Genomic DNA, 18,655 nt, shown 5'->3' with positions numbered 1-18,655 from the left:
ATTGGGCTGCAGTGGCGTCGCACTCTTGTGCGCTATATCTTTATTGAACTTTTATCGAAGCGTAGTCAAGTTTATTCTTTTGTATATTTGATTTATTAATTGAATAGTATATGAAACCAGACGATATTAAAAGTATAGTTCCTCTAGATAAAGTATATGAGGATTCATTAAGTCCAGCCATGAAACAAATTGGCAAGTCACTTGAAAGTGTTGCAAAAACTGTAAATCGTCAGCTAAAACTGGACTAAAAATAAGTTAATTTTAGAGAGTATTTCCATTGTTCATCATTAAAATAGAATAACATGGAAAAGAAACAAAAACAGTCCACAGAAAACTTCATTAAAGACATCCGTCGCAGGACTAGGCGATTGTTCACCTCCGAACAAAAGATCCTTATAGTTATGGAAGCACTACGAGGTGAAAGCTCTACCGCAGAGATATGTCGTAAACATGGGATTAACCAGGCATTGTTTTACAAATGGAATAAAGAGTTCATGGAAGCAGGTAAGAAACGCCTTAATGGTGATACTACTCGTGAAGCTACTAGTGACGAAGTAACTGAACTACGTAAAGAGAATCAAAGGTTAAAAGAAATGGTAGCTGATCTGATGCTCCGCTATGACATTGTAAAAAAAAGCTTAACCATCTTGGAGTAAGCGAAAAATATCAACGTCGTATGAGATTATCAGTAGCAGAAAAGGAGGAAATCATTCAATTGGTTGAACGTTCAGAACTGGGAGTAAACAGAACTTTGGTACAGTTGGGGATCAACAAGAGTACGTTTTACAATTGGTACAAAGCTTATTTGGATAAGGGTGCTAATGGCCTTGAATCAAAACGTGCTACCCGGCAACGCTGGAATACGATACCACAGTCTGAAAAGAATCTTGTAGTGGAGATTGCGCTGGAATATGCCGAGTTATCACCCAGAGAATTATCCTGTAAACTCAGTGATGTAAAAGGAATATTCATATCAGAATCCAGCGTGTACCGGATTTTGAAGGCCAAAGGGTTAATCACCAGCCCTTCACATATTTTGTTAGCAGCAGGAAATGAATTTAGTCAAAAGACCTGCTTTGTTCATGAAATGTGGCAAACAGATTTTACTTACTTCAAGATATTGGGATGGGGATGGTATTATCTGAGTACAGTACTGGATGATTACAGCCGTTTTATTGTTCATTGGGAACTCTGTAAGACAATGAAAACAGAGGATGTACAACGAACAGTTAATAGAGCCCTGGAGGCTTCAGAGTTGCCAAATGAGTTCAGGCCAAAGTTATTATCGGACAATGGAGCTTGCTATATCGCATCAGAACTCAAAATCTTTTTACAAAACAAGAAAATGAAACTTTTACATGGCAGGCCCAATCATCCGCAAACACAAGGGAAAATTGAACGTTATCATCGGTCAATGAAAAACGTTGTTAAGTTGGATAATTACTACTGCCCTGAAGAACTGGAAGCATCATTAACGGCTTTTGTACACTACTATAATCATGAACGCTATCATGAGTCTCTTGGGAATGTCACACCGGCAGATGTTTATTACGGAAGGCAAGAAGAGATTTTTAAATACAGGCAAAGAATAAAAATGCTAACGCTTCAAAGAAGAAGGCAAAATTATTTAAGACAAAAAATAGCATCTTAATTTTAATCTGTACACTATAAAACTAAAAATAAAAAGTATCTTTAAATCACGAAACACTCTCTAAGAGAAAGTTCACTTTGATTTGACGACATACATGCAGATGTTGGTATTTTTCGCAATTACAGAATACCTACAAAGGTAAAAAGCGGGATGGTTAGCGTACAAAAACCAAAATTGATATTTTTAATTAACTTTTTTATATCTTAGATACAGTTTACCAAACTTATCCATTCATTAACTAAAATATGCTTACATGAAAAGTTCTTTTCCCATTACACTAGGCCTTACTATTTGCCTAAGTCTTTTTTGTATGGTATTACGCAGTCAGAATGTAGGAATTGGCTTTCCCGATCCTGCATATAAATTGGATGTGAATGGCAATTTGCATACAACCGGTAATGTTTACATTGATGCCAATCTAGGAATAGGCTATACTCTTTCTGATCTACTTAACTATAGAGTTACAGTAAAAAATGGCAGTTATGCCATTTATAATTCTACTGCCGATGTTACCTGGCGTATGAATTATGATGCAAGCAACAGTGGCCTGGCTTTCAGTTATGGTGCAGGAACATTAACTAATTCAACTCCCTTAAGTATTGCCAATACTACCGGCATTGTTACCGCTCACAACGGACTTAACGTAATAGGTAATGCGGCTATTAACGGTACATTGGCTATTACCGGTAATGCAACTATTAGCGGCAATGCGGTGGTAGGTGGCGATAAGCCGGTTGTCCGGGCAGGTACTGCTGCTGGTGGCAATATTAAGATTTATAACCAAAGTTATTCAGTTACTGCCATACTGAATGGTAGTGCACAATCGGCTGAGTTTTCTATAGTATGGCCAAATGGCATTTTCACCAACAGGCCCACCGTGTTTGTAGGAAATGAAATTTCAACAGGTGGTACCGTCGGTCAACTTTACAGGGTATTTGTAAAACTGTATGATTGCAATTCCACGAGTTGTAAAGCTCGGCTGATTAATACCAGCACCAGTGCCATTAACTACGATATTACTTTTGATGTAATGATGATTGGTGACTAAATAAGTTTGAAATATATTAGTTACCATATTGGCATAAGAAGCCAACAAAATTAATGCTCTTGGCGCAAGCATTTGCTTGTGCCCGAATTTAATACACTAACATTTTACTAAAGTATAATCCCCCCCTATTGGTCCAAGCTTGTAACAAATTTAAAAGTTTTTAGCGCAAGCGTCCGCTTGTGCTAGAATTTAAAAGAACTAACAGCATATTGAATAGATTTCATACCCCTCTGCCCTGATTCGTGGCACACGAAACAGCAAGTTTAAAACTGTAACGAAAACAGCAATTCAAATACTTCTTCCATAAAAGTTCAATAACGGTATACAGTACAAGTGAGTGACACAACGATGATGCCACGAAGCACAAATGTTCGTTTCAAAAAATTAGATACAACTCAAGCTTTGCCGTTTCGTGTGCCACGAACCGGGGCTATCGATTTATATCAGTTCATCCATCTGGCGTAAATATCCTCCGCCCTCCGCCCTGGTTCGTGGCACACGAAACAGCAAAATTTAAACTGTAACAAAATCATTAAAAAATATTTTTTTCCTTATAATAAATTATAGCCGATACAATGTTTTATATATTCGGTTGCTAGTCAGACTCGCTGTTTCGTGTGCCACGAACCAGGGCGGAGACAATCAGTTTTCCTTGTTGTACTTTGATTTATAATCTAAAGGTGACAAACCACTTACACGACTAAATACATCACGAAATGCTTTGACATCATTATAGCCTACTTCATACATAATTTCATTGACCGATTTTCGAGAAGTTTCTAATAACTTTTTGGAAACTTCTATTCTAACTCGTTGCAAATAATCAAGTGGTGTTATTCCAGTAGCTTTTATAAATCTTCTGTCAAAATTTCGTCTTCCAATATTCAATTTTGCAGACAACTTCTCCATAGAAATTTTATCTTGATAATTTTTTTCAAGAAATTGTTGTGCAGACAAAACTTCATCGTCATTGTGTTTTTTATGACCATTAAATATTGAAAATTCAGCTTGTAAGTTTCTATCTACATCTATCTGAAAATATTTTGCACAATGAATAGCAGTGGCTCTGTCATAAAATTTTTCTACTAAATAAAGTAATAAGTTTAAAAAAGAATATGCACCACCATTTGTATATATACCATTTTCATCAGTTATTAATTTATCTGTTTGCAAATTAACATCGGGGTGCAGGTTTTTAAAACTTTCTGACAATGCCCAATGAGTAGAACACGTTTTGCCAGTTAATAAACCAGTAGATGCCAACATAAAACTGCCGATACACATACTTGCCACTTCAGCACCTAGCTTGTATTGTTTGGTAATCCAATCTATCAATAATTTATTATTTTTAGTAGCAGTTTCATAGCTTTTTATTAATGAGGCAGGAATTATAATGAGTTGTGTATGGTCGATTTCAGCAATAGAACATTGAGGTTTTACAGATAGAAAATTATCATTCAAAAAATCAGTTTTTGTAGCACCCACCAAGGCAATTTCAAAGAGTGCTTTGTTGCCGTTTAATTCTCTAAATTTATTCGCCTCGCTAAATATTTGGTAAGTACCAACAATACAAGCAATTGTACTCATATTGGTTTGTTCGTCAGGAACTAAAATAGACAAGTGCCTCATTTGCTTTTTTTGGGGCAAAGATAAATAAAAGACTTGTCTAAATCAACCCTTTATATTGTCTAATTAACACACATATATATTATAAATTAGACATTATGTTTGCAAAATAAAATTTAATAAAATGACACAAACAGAAATCGCCATTAAAATGGTATTGGACAGATGGATTGGTTCTATCTTAAATTTCAACAAACACTTGAATGAATTGAGTGATGAGCAGTTGCAAAGAGAAATTGCGACAGGAAAAAACAGAGGAATTTATCTTTTAGGACACCTTATTGCAGTTCACGATGATATGTTGATATTATTGGGAATAGGTGAAAAGCTATTTCCTGAATTAAACGAACCATTTATTAAAGAAGCCGACAGAGTGGCTCCACAAATTCCTTCTGCATCTGAATTAAGAGTAATGTGGGTAAAGCATAACGAAATGCTACAAGAAAAGTTTGAAAAAGTAACTGCCGATGAGTGGTTTGCAAAACACACAGCAGTTTCCGAAGAAGATTTTTTGAAAGAACCACATCGCAATAAACTTAATATTATAATTACAAGAACATCACATTTACAATATCATACAGGACAATTAGTTTTACTAAAATAATTTTATAAAAAAATATTATGCAAGATTTTACAACAACAATTCAAGTAAGCAATTCAACGGAAGAAGTTTATAAAGCTATCAATAATGTAAGAGCTTGGTGGCAAGGCGAAATCATTGGACAGACAGATACACTAAACAATGAATTTACATACCAAATGAAGGATGTTCATTTTTCAAAGCAAAAAATTGTAGAGCTTATTCCAAACAAGAAAGTTGTGTGGAAGGTAACTGAAAGTAGTCTTAAATTTCCTATACCTACTGAATGGACAGGTTCAACAATTGAATTTCTTATTGAAAATGTAGATGGAAATACACAAGTGAAGTTCACTCATAAAGGGTTAGTTCCTGCTTTCGAATGTTATAATAATTGTTCTTGGGCTTGGGGCCAGCTAATACAAACTAGCCTCAAAAGTTTAATAGAGACAGGACAAGGAGTAAATGTGTTTAATTAAAATTATAAAAATTTTCCGCCGCCGTAGGTGTTTCTCCGCCCTGGTTCGTGGCTCCCATATTGGCGCAAGCATTTGCTTGCGCCCGAATTTATAAATGCTAACAGTAACTCACACCCTAAAAATGATCTTAACCTATCCTAATTAGGTCAATCAACGTATCCACGATAGGTTGGGTAACCTATCTTCATTAGCTTTAGAACGTATCCACGATAGGTTTGGTAACGTATCCACATTAGATTAAGAGAGTATCCACGATAGGTTGGGTAACCTATCTTCATTAGGTTAAGAACGTATCCACGATAGGTTGGGTGTCCTATCTTCATTAGGTTCAGAATATATCCACAATAGATTGGGTAACATATCCTCATTAGGTTAAGACCATATCCATGATAGGTTGAGCAATGTATCCTAATTAGGTTCAGAACATATCCACGATAGGTTTCTTCTTCCTAGCAACGTCTATCCCCGAGCCTTAGCAGAGCCGGAGACGTTGCTAGGAATAAAGAGTGGCCAAAAGTGCGGAAGCAACAGAGTTTGTTCTTATAACTACAATCGTTTACCTGATTACAAAAACTATAATCTATATTTGAAACTTAATTTTCAGCATGAAAAAAATTGCACCTCTTTTTTATATTGTTTTACTGATCATTACTCCTGCATATATTCATGCACAAGATGGCTGGACAACATTTGGCCCTGATTCTTCTATTATAAGTGAACAAACAGGAAGTGTTCAAGAGCTTATTGCTGATAACAATGGTAATTTTTACACAACGATAGCTTTTAAAAATTATAATAATCCTACGCTTTCCAAGTACTATGTAGCAAAATATGATGGCACTGCATGGGCAGAATTAGGAATAGGAGGAAATGCTCTGAATGCAAATGGTGAAATTACAATGCTTGCATGTGACAAGAAAAATAATATATATGCAGCAGGTTTTTTTACCAATGCAAATGGTCAATATTATGTAGCTAAGTGGAATGGTACTACATGGGCACAAGTGGGAGGAAATGCATTGAATGCATATGCAAATACCTATCAGTATATAAATTCCATTGCTCTGGATACTGCAGGAAACTTATATGTCACTGGATCATTTGTTAACGGTAGTGGTAAATATTATGTTGCTAAATGGGGTGGTGCTGTATGGACTGAAGTAGGAACAGGAGTAAATGCACTTAATCCTACCAAGTATATTAAAAAAATAAAATGCGACAATTCAAACAATCTTTATGCAGTAGATTATAAGAATGCTATAAATAAAAGATGTGCAGCTAAATGGAATGGTACTGCATGGACAGAATTAGGTGCTGGTGTAGATACATTTCCTTTAAAAAACAGTTGTGTAGCAATTGAAATTGATAAATCAGGAAACTTATATGTAGGGGAAGATTATGGTTATCCAAATGGTTTCGGCACATCTTCTGTAGGAGGATATGCCTATAAGTGGAATGGGGCCACATGGGCAAAAGTTGATAATTTTTATTCGGAGTGGGGCGTATTGGCTTTGGCTACAGATACTTCAGGCAATGTATATGCAACTACATACGTTGACTCTAGCATTACAATCACTACTGTTTATAAATGGAATGGACTTTCGTGGAAACAAGTTGGTAATGCTGGCATCGGCATCAATGCTACCGATGAGATATACACGCTTCTATATAATAAGGGAACTTTATATGCAGGAGGTTCTATTAAGAATGCTAAAGGCAAAAAATATATTGCTCAATATACACCCGCAAACTACATCACTTATATTTTTACCGGGGATGGAGCCTGGGAAAATGCTGCTAACTGGAATACAGGAAAAGTTCCGGATATAAATGCAGAGGTAATTATTGCAAGTGGTAAAACAGTTACAATAAATTCAAACCCTACAATAAGAAGTATAAAAATTGATCCTTCTGCAACAGTTACCGTTAGTTCAGGATATGAGCTTACAGTTTTGCATTAATTTTTCAGCCTTTCCGCCTCACATTGGCGCAAGCATTTGCTTGTGCCCGAATTTAATACACTAACAATCTTCTGAATGAAATGCAGTATGCTGCATAAGTAAATATTTGCGCTAAGAGTGAGCGTATTTAACAACTAAAACTTTTTATCCTTGGTCGGTACAACTATCATTACCGATCTATGAGGACACCGACCGACAAGAATGAATCACTCAAAATTTATACACGATCCCATTGGAAAAATTATAATAGAATTTTGTTATGGGCACCACCGGTTTTGAATCGTACAAACTGCTGAATGCAATGGCAAAATCAAAATGTTTTGCAAAGGCTACTTCAAACTTTGCACTTGTTGCAATACGATAAGTATCAAAAAAAGATTTGAAGGGGGCTTGGTAAAAAACAATAAAAGAAAGATCACTATTGGCGGATGTCTTTCCATCCAGTTTCACATAATTATTTGATTTAAGCAAACTGGTCATTTGATTGTTGGGCGCAAGCGGTTTTAATACCGTATCCACGCCATTATAATTCCAGGTTTCTGCTTCGTACATAACACCAGTGGCAATACTAAGCTCCCAATTCTTTTTATGCCAGAAGGTATAGCGTGCATTCTCTCCTATTAAAAACCTGTCCAGCATTCCTCTTGAACCATCCCATTGGTATTGCACAAATGTTTCAGGCTGCCAGGTGTTTTTATAATCATGCCTCCAGCGTAAATGGACAAATCCTGAGTTAAGAAAATTCTGGTCGCCGTCATTAGTAAAACGATAACTGGCTGCCAGAATCAGTAATTCTTTATAATGCTGCAGTTGAAAATTAAAAACATTGGTACCATCTAACAACAACGTTTTTTGTTTGTCACCTTCCAACCCCAACGAAAGACTCCCCTTGCAAACAGTTTTTTTTGCATAAGCTGCAGTGTCTGTAAGATCTACAGTAAGTATTTGTGCTTTCAGCGATTGACAACAACCTGCTATAATAATAAAGAAGAATATCTTTTTCAACACACATTGTAATTATAGGTCAAATATAATAAAGTACAGCAAGAGATATGGATAGCATACTTCCGGGCAACGTCTTCGGCACTGTACAAAAGACCACACGGCAAAAGCACACCAACCATTGTTTTTACTTCTTCTGCACAATATATAATCCTCCTATCACTAATGCAACTCCAATGAATGTATGGATGCTAATTGGTTCATGCAGCATTGCAGATGCTATGGCAAATCCAAACACCGGGCATAAGAATAACCAGAAAGATGCTTTTACCGGATTGTCTTTTAATAAATACAACCACAACTGTACAGCACCAATAGATACCGGAATGGCCAGCCATACAATCCCTCCAATGGATCTGATATCGTATACATTTTTATGGGCATCATAAAAAGCAAATAAGAAAGGAAGCAATAAAATACCGCCGAACAATGTTTGCCATCCATTGATAACAAGAATGTGCAGCCCATTCCATTTGTTGTTGGAAAAATAAACAGCTCCTGCAGAATATGCCAGCATACTGGTGAGTAATAAAGTTAATCCCATCGGTGTGGCATAACTGTTTTGCAGCAATGGCCATGCTGCTACTAATATACCGGCTGAACACAACAGCAAACTAATAATAGTGGCCCGTTTTATTTGTTGTTTTAACCAGATGGCTGAGATGATACTGATAATAACAGGGTTGGTGCCCACAGATAAAGTACCCAATCCGGCCGATACATTCATCATTGCAATTACATACAATCCCAAATAGATACTGATATTGAAAGTGCCATAAATAACCAATTGCCTCCACTCCTGTTTTTGTGGCACTCTTTTTTTTAATAAAACATGTGAAACAAACAGCATGATAACGGCAGCTATAAAAAAACGGGTAACCGCTATTACAAATGGCTGAGCTGATAGCAGGGCAATTTTTGTAGCCGCTGATGCCGATGCCCATAGTATGGCAAAACAAATTCCTGCAATGATCAATTTTATCCGGTACCCGCCCACTTTTTTCATAGGGGCAAAATTAAAGGCTTTTTCTTCCCTACAACGTCTCTCCTAACCTAAACAAAACTAAGAACGTTTCGGCCTATTACTAATACCACCAATTTTATAATTGTCGCAATGTGCCGAAGACATTACCCGTAAGAAATCACCTAAAAGTGATCACAAATTCCAACTTCTATCATTATATTCAACTATATACATCTTTTTTTTATTTGTTTTTATTGCAATGTAAATCAGCTACTTACGCAATGTAAATTCATTTTTTTGTTAATATTTCTTATACATATGTTATATAAACTACCAGGCCCCCGTTTCTTAATACCTTTATAAAAAGTTATACGCTCAGTAATCTCCGGAATTCTAATTGACTTGCCTGTTATGAACAACATTTTAGTAAAGTTTTCAATCATTACCCTCTTCTTTATAACCAATGCTGTAAATGTGCTTGCGCAACGTGGCTATTATGATGCACCGTATAAAAGATATGAAGCCAATGCAGGCGTTTTATCAAGTGGTGCATTTGCCACTGCTAAATCATACGCACAGGCAGATCTTCAATCGGAAGCATCTGACCAGATATGTGTAAATATGAGCGCCGCCAATGCAGCTGTTGAATGGACGGTGATTGAAGCAGCAGACGGATTGGTAATAAGGTATTCTATTCCTAACGGAGAAACAGATGTTATTGGCGTATATGTAGATAATGTTCGCATAACAGGGATCACCTTAACTACCAAATGGTCGTGGGAATCACTTTGGAATAACGGCAATCCGAATAATGGCGGGGTCTCAAATAAAAACCCTAAAATGAGGTTTGATGAAGTACGGTATAAACTGCCTGATAAAATAGCGGTGAATGGTAAATTGAAACTGGTAAGAGAAAGCGGCAATGTATCTATTGATTTTGCTGAACTGGAACCTGTACCGGCTGCAATAACAGCACCTGTAGGCGCTGCAGTTTATTCAGGTACCGGAAGTGATCTGCAAAGCTTTATCAATAGCAATGGTGGCAAAACGATCTTTGTACCGACGGGTATTTATAATATCAATAATTTAATTCAGTTCACTACTGCCAACACCAAATTGCAAGGTGCCGGCATGTGGTATACCCAACTCAATTTTACCAACGGAACATCTAATAATGGAGGACTTTGGGGATATGCCAGCAACATCAGTTATGATGGCCTTTACCTAACCACCAATAATGCATCAAGAAGTAATTCTTATAAAGGAATAAACGGCGTGTACACTTCGGGCTCTACTATCACAAATATATGGGCCGAGCATTTTGAATGTGGCGCATGGATCGCTAATTACTCCGGTACAGGGCCATCAGTTGCAGATGGATTTACTGTTTCTAATTGCCGCTTCCGTAATAATTATGCTGATGGCCTTAACCTTTGTAAGGGTACATTAAATTCAATTGTTGAACATAGTAATTTCAGGAATAACGGTGATGATGACATGGCGATCTGGAGTGCTAACGGGCAGGAATGTATCAATAATACTTTTCGTTACAACACCTCAGAAAATTGCTGGCGTGCCTCTGGGGTAGCTATCTACGGAGGTAAAAATAACCAGGCGTATAACATCATCGTAAAAGACAATCTGGAAGCCGGCCTCAGGGCAAACAATACTTTTCCCGGCGTTACCTTTAATGCTACAGGTCAGCATGTGTTTCATGATATTACATTAATTGCCTGCGGCACTTTTAACGATCTGTATAATAATCCTGTTGGAGCTATCGATCTTTTGTGCACCAGTGTTAGCGGCACACAAGTGAGGAACGTTAAGTTTTATAATATCGATATCATCGATTCTAAAAATGATGGCATCTATTTTAATAAGACCGCTGGCGATGGTTTTTATAATTTGATCTTTGAGAACATAACGATCACCAATACAGGAAAAGAATATCCTTATAACAATAACAATAATTCTGGTGCTAAAAGAGGAATGTTTGTGCGTTTCAATGGTTCTCCCAATGGCAATGGCACTTATTGCGGCATGAATTATTCGGGCCGAGGTGGTAATGCTGTGGTGGATGAAGACGTTAGCGGCAAAGGTGCTTTTGCATGGACGGCTTCATCAACTTGTCCTCCATTAATTAAATCATTTACACCTACAAATGCCATTACAGGTTCTATCATAACTATTAAAGGATCGAGTTTAACAGGAACAACGGCTGTAAGTTTTGGGGGAACTGCCGCAGCATCATTTACAGTTGTGTCAGATACAATGATAACAGCTGTTGTTGGTAACGGAACATTTGGTGCTGTTTCAGTAACAACAGCTAACGGAACAATAACGAAAACAGGATTTAATTATATGCTTTGTCCTGGTGGTGTCAATTCATCATTGGTCTCCAATATTACCGGCAGCAGTTATCAATGGCAGGTAAACACCGGTGGCGGTTTTACGAACGTAACTGATGGAATAAATTATAGTGGTGCTTCATCTTCTACGCTTCTGTTAAATAACATTCCATCATCCTGGTATGGCTATCAATACAGGTGTTATGTAAGCAACAGTACATACAGCAATACATTCACTTTAAAATTCACAGATACCTGGACTGGTGCCGGCGGCACTACTGCCTGGGAAAATCCGGCCAACTGGAGTTGTGGTGTAGTGCCTGATGCGAACACTGATGTGATCATTAATAGCGGTACTGTTATTTTAAATTCTACTACTTCGTGCAGAAGTCTTTCAGTTTCAAATTCAGCAAATTTTACGATCAATTCTGGATACACACTTACTTTGTTTTGATATGACCGGGATCTATAAAAATTAATTACGGCAAGCTTGCAGAACATGTACCAAAGCAAAGGATCAATGCGTCACTGTAAGTGTATGACCGCTGGTTACTGTAACCTTCGCTCCTGCTTTTACCGTCAGACTTCGTACAGTTTTATCAGAATTTAGAGATACGGTTCCGTTAATAATTACAACATCTGTATTTGCATCAGGGGGATAATTACAACTCCAGTTACTACCATCTTCCCATGCAGCACCCGATGCACCTGTCCATGTGTCAGCAAATTTCAACTCATAGGGAACAGTATAATTTCCATCAACTTTACATCTGTATAAATAACCATAAAAACTGGTGGGTATATTATTTAATGATAGCGAAGAGGTATTTACCAGGGTATAATTACCGCCATTGGGAATATTTACAAACCCGGTACTGTCTTTTTTTACCTGCCATTGATAGGTGCTTCCTGATAAGGTGGAATGAATACTTGTATATATGTTATATGGATTATAACATAGGGCAACTCCATAGGTAAATCCGGCTAAACTTGAAGTACCTGAAGGGGTTACTACTGTTACAATTCCCGAAGCACCATTACCTACTATTGCAGTAATTTGTGAAGCTACATTTACACTCCATGAAGCGGCCGGCACTCCTCCAAATGTTACGCTTGATGCATTTTCAACATTCAATCCATAGATAGTAACTGCATCACCTGTTTTTGCAGTAGTGGGATAAAATGCAGTAAGTGGTGTATTGGAAATATAAGTAAACCCGACTGGGTTAGAATAAACACCATCGGTTGTTTTTACTAATATGCTTCCTGATACTGTAACACCAACCACAGCTTTTATCATGGTATCATTTATTACAGTAAATGATGCCGCATTATAATTGATCGTTCCTATCTTAACTACTGTTGCATTGGTGAAACTACTGCCTATGATAGTGATTGTATCGTCGGTTGCACCTGAGGTAGGATAAATTCTTTTTATATAAGCTGTGGTATGTGTAAAGCCACTTTTGGTAGCTGAACCACCATATGTACTTACAGTAACATCACCTGAGCTACCAAAATTAACAACAGCAGTAGCAGCATTATCATTTACTAAAGTAAATGAAGAAGCACTGATATCTCCAAACCTAACACCGATAAGCCCGGTAAAGCGCTGCCCGTATATCTGAATAACATCTCCCTTTTTTGCTGTAGTGGGAGTAAAAGAACTGATAGCAGGTCCATTAAAAAAACTGAACCCCGAAATATCACCATAGCCTGCAGGTGAGGATACATAGATCTTACCAGTTGAGCCTGTATCTACTACCGCAAGTATATGTGCAGAATCTTTTACAATAAAAGAACGGCAATTGGTGTTGCCAAATTTCACTACAGTTGTTCCTGTAAAATTTTTACCTGTAATGGTTATGGTATCTCCACGTCCTGCTTTATTCGGAGTAAAGGATGTGATCATTGGCCCGGTATATGTAAAGCCTGTCATTCCACTATAACTAATGGCAGATCTGATTACTACAGAATCGGTTTTAAGTCCGCCGGGCACAACAACAGTAATAGTTTGCGGATCTATTATTTTAAATGAATCCAACAGCACACCCCCAAGTGATACAACTGTGGTTTTATTCATATTGTACCCCTTTAGTGTTAGTACAATACCCGAATCACCCGATGCCGGAGAAAATGATTTTAATGTTGGATCAGCTGTTTGATTTCTCCTTACCCTTACAGAACTGGACGCATAATCCCCGGAAATATAATCACATGCATTGTCCCCATCTATATCACCTAAGGCAATACCGGGAGTCCAGACATTGTCGTATCGTGCCGGGATAGCAAAAGCTATATTTCCAGGTGTGCTTATATTTTTTGCCACAAAGAATGAACGTGTTTCCGGATAATCGAGATCAGGGTCAACTCCTGCTGTTACAATATCGAGTTTACCATCCCCATTCATATCATCCACGGCAATCGGATCCGGATCCTGATAATATGCATACTGGTTTATAAAAGTAAAGGCAGAATCAAATTGTATGATATCATCAGTAATGGTATTACGGAAAATGGAAATGCTATTAAGGCTGCTTGCACAAATTTCAAGCCTTCCGTCCTGGTCAACATCTCCCATAGCAATACGCCTTGTGCGGCTGTCGGCTTTAAAATTCACTCTAGGCAAAAGAGAAATTATTCCGGGGCTACTATTATTTTTAAACACAGAAACTTTTGCTACACTGTCATACCCAACAATTATTTCCGGTTTTTGATCATTATTAAGATCGGCTACTTTTACATCCCAGGGCTTAGCCTCTGTTGCAAAACTTAGTTTACTATCAAACGACAAATTACCTGCAGTACTTGTATTTCTATAGATCAATATTTTAGAGGAATAACATTCAGATATAATGATATCCAGCTTACCATCTCCATCTATATCCCCATTGGCTATACTAAAAGATATAGTGTCAAATGCCATATCAAACTGGTTGGCAAATGATACGTTGCCCGGAGTACTTGTATTTCTTAAAATACTGAATTTATGATTATTCGCATCATTAACTGCTATATCTATTTTACCATCTCCATCAAAATCCCCTGTGGTCATATCTATCTTTAATGCTGAGATTGGTATCGGCACATAACTCGAAAAGTTTATTGATCCCGGTGTGCTTGTATTCAACAATACTGCTACAGTAGAAACATTACTATTCATAGCAACAATATCCGCTTTGCTGTCTCCATCTATATCAGTGTAGAGGATTTTCCTGGGAGAACTGTAAGTCGTGCCTGCGGCATATATGCCGGTGAGATATGCACTATAAAAGCTAAAGGAAGCATTATCAAAATCCTGCCCGGCGCCATCATATTTTACCTGGAAATATTGAGAGGAATACCCCGTTAAGCCATTCACCAAAACACTAATGGGAGCATAAGTAGCTTGTGCAGGAACGCTTACTGACAAAGCCGTTGCAGCAGCTGAATTAACAGTTGCCCTGGTAGCGCCAAAATATACAATATTGCTTGCAGGATTGGTACTAAAGTTACTACCGGTGATAGTTACAATTGTACCGATTTTACCAGTCACAGGACTAAAAGAATTTATCACAGGAACTTGCGCATACACGTTATGTATACATAAAACAAGTACAATTAAAAGCAACTCCTTTTTAAAACCCATGACATGTTATTCTAGCCGTTATAATTTGATCATTGTGGCGTTAAAGTTAATCATTTTTATTTTGCCCTTATCCCCAACTGCCGGAGGTATTCCCTATCCTATCTGCAAGCCAGCAATTCCAACTATTAAAAGACAAAAAAGTCTTTTTTAACTCAATGCAGCTATTTTTGCGAAAATTTAAATTTTACATGCATTTAATTCGTTCCGCTGCCTACCTCATCTTTGTTATAATACCAGGTCTTTGTTTTTCTCAAATATGCAATGTTCCAACTAATATAAAGATCACTTCATTAACTACAACTTCTATTGGTGTTCAGTGGAATATACCTGCAGGTAATGCAGGTGCTACATATGATTGGGAGGCACGTACAAGCGGATTAGCCGCAGGTTCAGGCAATACAGGTCTTATCAATAGTGGCAATACAGCAGATACGTTCATTAACGTCAGCAGCCTTACCGCCGCCACTACATACGATATATATGTAAGAACTGCATGTACATCATCCACCAGTGCATGGGCAGGGCCGGTAAGTATTAAAACAGCCTGCACTATAAACAGCATTCCTTTTTCAGAAAATTTTGATGGTGTAACTGCTCCGGCATTACCCAACTGTTTCACCGTTCAAAATATTAATGGTGGCAATACCTTTACTAATACCAGTTTATCAGGTTCTTTTGCCCCTTACTCCTCTCCTAATGCAATCATTTACGCTACAGAACAAGCCAATGCTGCTAATGACTGGATATACACTCCTGCTATTAATTTAACACAGGGGGTTTACTACAGAATGCAATTTTGGTACAGGGTACTTTTTGCAGGCTTCCCCAATCAAATTGAAATTAAATTTGGTAAAGCACCGGTAGCATCTGCCATGACCAGCGGTGTCATTTACAGTAACAGTCTTAATAACACAAGTTTACAACAGGCTTCATTTTCTTATACCGTTCCGCAAACAGGCATTTATTATATCGGTATACATAATTATACCCCTGCTGGTGCGTATAATTTTCAGATGCTGTTAGATAATTTATTCATTGATATCGGCCCCGATCCGAATTGTGGCATCGCAACAAATTTTACCGCCGATAGTATTGGTACCAACAAAGCTACTATCAGATGGACCTCACCTTCATCGGGTACCCCTGTCAGTTATGATTGGGAAGTAAGAACAAGTGGTCTTCCTGGCTCTGGCTTCTCCGGTTTATATAACTCCGGAAATATAGCAGCAGCCGACTCCATCAATTTATCAGGATTAGCAATGGGTACTACCTATAAGTTCTATCTTAAAACAAATTGTACCAGTCCTTCTTACGGAGTATGGAGTGGTGCAACAACATTTACTACTAATACCACTGCTTGCGGAAGCATTGCAAATTTAAGTTATTCCAATGTGCGTAAAGATGGATTCCTGTTGTATTGGGGTGCACCGAGTGTCAGTAGCCCTTCGGTGGGATACGATTGGGAAGTGCGGCTATCCGGAGCCGGAGGAAGTGGAGCGACAGGGTTGGTTACCAGCGGAACTACCACCAATACTTTTGCAGATGTTACCGGCCTTCAGCCGCTCACTTATTATAGCGTGTATGTAAGGAACCGTTGTGCATCAGGTAACAGCAGTAGCTGGGTCAAATATACCGGTAGTATCTCTACGGGCATCATCAATGAAGTCTGCTCCGATGCCGTTGAATTGATAGTGGGCAAAGGATTTTGTACAAGCATTAAAACCATAGACCTAAGCAGAGCAGTTCCTACTACCGGATTATCCAGCAGTTGTGCATTGATCAATAATGGAAGCGGTACAACCAACCCTCTCAACGATGCCTGGTACAAGGTAACGGTACCGGCTACGGGCAATGTGGTGGTACAAACATTTAATGTACCATTAAATGCATCAAATACTGGTATCAGCGCTTATAATAGTATGTTGATAGCATATAGCGGAGACTGCGGCAACCTTACGGAAATAGCCTGCGACAGAGATGGTGGCCCCGACGATCCTTACTGGGCTTCGGAAGGGTACCAGGCAAAAATTTCGTTAACGGGAAGAACTCCAGGCGAAACGATCTATTTCAGAATGTTACCTGATGCACTTAACAGTCAATATGTCTTTTTTACCGCAGGCCGCCTGGGTATTGGTGCCAAAGACACTACTGCCAGCGTACTACCTCCCATATCAGCCGGAGGTAATTGTGTAAGCAACCCTTCTATAACGGTGAGCAGTACTGTAAATTTAGATGACATGTATAGATGGTTGCCCATATTTGATACTGAAGGAAAAATTGTAGCAGAGATATTCCCGAATAACCTTTTAGGAGCTATCAATACAAAGGTGTATACTCATTCTTCAGATTCATCTTTACGCTCTACACCAACCGGCAATTATTTACTTAACAGGAATGTTTCATTTACCAGTCAAAACAATCTGTCTTCGGGGAGCAGCTATGTATATATCAGAATATATTTCACTAAAAAAGAACTGCAACTATTGAAACAGGCCGACGCTTCGGTTGAATATAATTTATTACAGGTGTTAAATACCAATACTGCCTGCAGTGGTGTATATGCCGGAACGGAGCTTGTATTTCCTCCCACTGCTTTCGGAAAATATGGAGAAGATTATTATATAGAAGTTCAACCCAGCGCATTAAATAATTTTTTTATCAGCGGTGGCAGCCTTGTTTCAAAAATATGTCCCGGCACTAACACTACATTTGTTTCTAACGCCGATGAGTACCAGGCCACTTATCAATGGCAGGTAAATACCGGCAGCGGCTTTACAAATATTTCTAATAACAGTACCTATGCAGGTGCTACAACAAAAACATTACAATTAACAAATATACCGGACACATATAACGGTTACCAATATCGCTGCTTGCTAAACTATGTTGCTAATACCGTAAGTACTTTCAAATACAGTCATACTTTTAGCATTGAAATGGTAAACACCTGGACAGGTGCTGTTAATAATAATTGGAATGTTCCGGGCAACTGGAGTTGCGGCACTATTCCAACTATCAATACAGATGTAAAAATAAACAGCGGAAATGTAGTGGTTAACATAACCGATGCTGTTTGTAATAGTTTAAATATAAGAACCGCAGCAGCCACCATAACAGTTTCAGAAGGCAATAAATTAACCATTGTGCATTAGAGAATAAATTCTTGGAAAGAACAAATCATTGTGCCAACAGCTGAAAGTAAATCAAACACGTTGATAATTTCATCTGCTGCAAACGACACTGTTATTTTACTTTCTACTATCCTCAATTTCTAATACAGGTAACTACCACTATAACTTTTCCTTTCTATATTATTTCAGAAAAAATCTGGTAAAAATTTGAAAAACCAAATGTGAAATATTATTTTTAAA

The 18,655-nt window shown here is 37.9% G+C and carries 12 protein-coding genes; 8 read left to right on the top strand and 4 right to left on the bottom strand.

Annotation, left to right across the window (positions count from 1 at the left end; all coding sequences use genetic code 11):
- Positions 1-110 precede the first annotated feature (110 nt).
- The 3 genes from LK994_RS11365 (at position 111) to LK994_RS11355 (ending at position 2,699) form a co-directional block, all read left to right on the top strand.
- Positions 111-248, top strand: coding sequence for a hypothetical protein (locus tag LK994_RS11365; RefSeq protein WP_229760201.1), 138 nt, complete (start codon positions 111-113; stop codon positions 246-248).
- A gap of 54 nt (positions 249-302) precedes the next feature.
- Positions 303-1,651 (top strand): IS3 family transposase gene (locus LK994_RS11360; protein ID WP_229759599.1). Its coding sequence is split into 2 segments (ribosomal slippage): positions 303-638 and positions 641-1,651, totalling 1,347 coding nucleotides; the frame shifts between segments, so codons are not numbered across the junction.
- A 253-nt stretch (positions 1,652-1,904) separates the two neighbouring features.
- Entirely contained in the window at positions 1,905-2,699 is a 795-nt protein-coding gene (locus LK994_RS11355; RefSeq protein ID WP_229760200.1) for a hypothetical protein, read from the top strand.
- Between the two features lie 642 nt (positions 2,700-3,341).
- Here the strand turns inward: LK994_RS11355 and LK994_RS11350 are convergent.
- Entirely contained in the window at positions 3,342-4,328 is a 987-nt protein-coding gene (locus LK994_RS11350) for a GlxA family transcriptional regulator (RefSeq protein WP_229760199.1), read from the bottom strand.
- Between the two features lie 121 nt (positions 4,329-4,449).
- On the opposite strand from LK994_RS11350, the gene LK994_RS11345 reads away from it, so the two are divergent.
- The 3 genes from LK994_RS11345 (at position 4,450) to LK994_RS11335 (ending at position 7,342) form a co-directional block, all read left to right on the top strand.
- On the top strand, positions 4,450-4,929 hold the full coding sequence (locus LK994_RS11345) for a DinB family protein (RefSeq protein WP_229760198.1): 480 nt from the start codon (positions 4,450-4,452) through the stop codon (positions 4,927-4,929).
- Between the two features lie 17 nt (positions 4,930-4,946).
- Positions 4,947-5,381 (top strand): SRPBCC family protein, encoded by a 435-nt coding sequence (locus tag LK994_RS11340; protein ID WP_229760197.1) that lies wholly within the window; start codon positions 4,947-4,949, stop codon positions 5,379-5,381.
- Positions 5,382-5,986: 605 nt separating this feature from the next.
- A complete protein-coding gene (locus tag LK994_RS11335) occupies positions 5,987-7,342 on the top strand; it encodes an SBBP repeat-containing protein (protein WP_229760196.1) in 1,356 nt (451 codons plus the stop codon).
- A gap of 210 nt (positions 7,343-7,552) precedes the next feature.
- Here the strand turns inward: LK994_RS11335 and LK994_RS11330 are convergent, their stop codons facing one another.
- Positions 7,553-8,350, bottom strand: a complete 798-nt coding sequence (locus LK994_RS11330) for a DUF481 domain-containing protein (protein WP_229760195.1) — start codon at positions 8,348-8,350, stop codon at positions 7,553-7,555.
- Between the two features lie 121 nt (positions 8,351-8,471).
- Positions 8,472-9,350 (bottom strand): DMT family transporter, encoded by an 879-nt coding sequence (locus LK994_RS11325; protein WP_229760194.1) that lies wholly within the window; start codon positions 9,348-9,350, stop codon positions 8,472-8,474.
- Positions 9,351-9,719: 369 nt separating this feature from the next.
- On the opposite strand from LK994_RS11325, the gene LK994_RS11320 reads away from it, so the two are divergent.
- Complete coding sequence (locus tag LK994_RS11320; protein ID WP_229760193.1) at positions 9,720-12,110, top strand: right-handed parallel beta-helix repeat-containing protein; 2,391 nt, start codon at positions 9,720-9,722, stop codon at positions 12,108-12,110.
- Positions 12,111-12,173: 63 nt separating this feature from the next.
- On the opposite strand, the gene LK994_RS11315 is transcribed toward LK994_RS11320, so the two are convergent.
- Positions 12,174-15,284 (bottom strand): FG-GAP-like repeat-containing protein, encoded by a 3,111-nt coding sequence (locus tag LK994_RS11315; protein ID WP_262907805.1) that lies wholly within the window; start codon positions 15,282-15,284, stop codon positions 12,174-12,176.
- 188 nt (positions 15,285-15,472) lie between these two features.
- Between LK994_RS11315 and LK994_RS11310 the strand changes: the two genes are divergently transcribed.
- The gene (locus tag LK994_RS11310) at positions 15,473-18,436 is read left to right on the top strand and encodes a fibronectin type III domain-containing protein (RefSeq protein WP_229760191.1); all 2,964 of its coding nucleotides are present in this window, start codon (positions 15,473-15,475) and stop codon (positions 18,434-18,436) included.
- Positions 18,437-18,655: the final 219 nt, after the last annotated feature.

It is taken from the genome of Ferruginibacter lapsinanis (genome assembly GCF_020783315.1).
GTDB lineage: Bacteria > Bacteroidota > Bacteroidia > Chitinophagales > Chitinophagaceae > Ferruginibacter > Ferruginibacter lapsinanis.
Note: the sequence above shows the minus strand (reverse complement) of the source record. Positions and strands in the feature narration are given on the sequence as shown.

Excerpts from the sequence above, each read along its gene's own strand:
- LK994_RS11340 (WP_229760197.1), top strand. The coding sequence starts at position 4,947 with ATGCAAGATTTTACAACAACAATTCAAGTAAGCAATTCAACGGAAGAA.
- LK994_RS11350 (WP_229760199.1), bottom strand. The coding sequence starts at position 4,328 with ATGAGGCACTTGTCTATTTTAGTTCCTGACGAACAAACCAATATGAGT.
- LK994_RS11355 (WP_229760200.1), top strand. The coding sequence starts at position 1,905 with ATGAAAAGTTCTTTTCCCATTACACTAGGCCTTACTATTTGCCTAAGT.
- LK994_RS11365 (WP_229760201.1), top strand. The coding sequence starts at position 111 with ATGAAACCAGACGATATTAAAAGTATAGTTCCTCTAGATAAAGTATAT.
- LK994_RS11345 (WP_229760198.1), top strand. The coding sequence starts at position 4,450 with ATGACACAAACAGAAATCGCCATTAAAATGGTATTGGACAGATGGATT.
- LK994_RS11335 (WP_229760196.1), top strand. The coding sequence starts at position 5,987 with ATGAAAAAAATTGCACCTCTTTTTTATATTGTTTTACTGATCATTACT.
- LK994_RS11325 (WP_229760194.1), bottom strand. The coding sequence starts at position 9,350 with ATGAAAAAAGTGGGCGGGTACCGGATAAAATTGATCATTGCAGGAATT.
- LK994_RS11315 (WP_262907805.1), bottom strand. The coding sequence starts at position 15,284 with ATGGGTTTTAAAAAGGAGTTGCTTTTAATTGTACTTGTTTTATGTATA.
- LK994_RS11320 (WP_229760193.1), top strand. The coding sequence starts at position 9,720 with ATGAACAACATTTTAGTAAAGTTTTCAATCATTACCCTCTTCTTTATA.
- LK994_RS11310 (WP_229760191.1), top strand. The coding sequence starts at position 15,473 with ATGCATTTAATTCGTTCCGCTGCCTACCTCATCTTTGTTATAATACCA.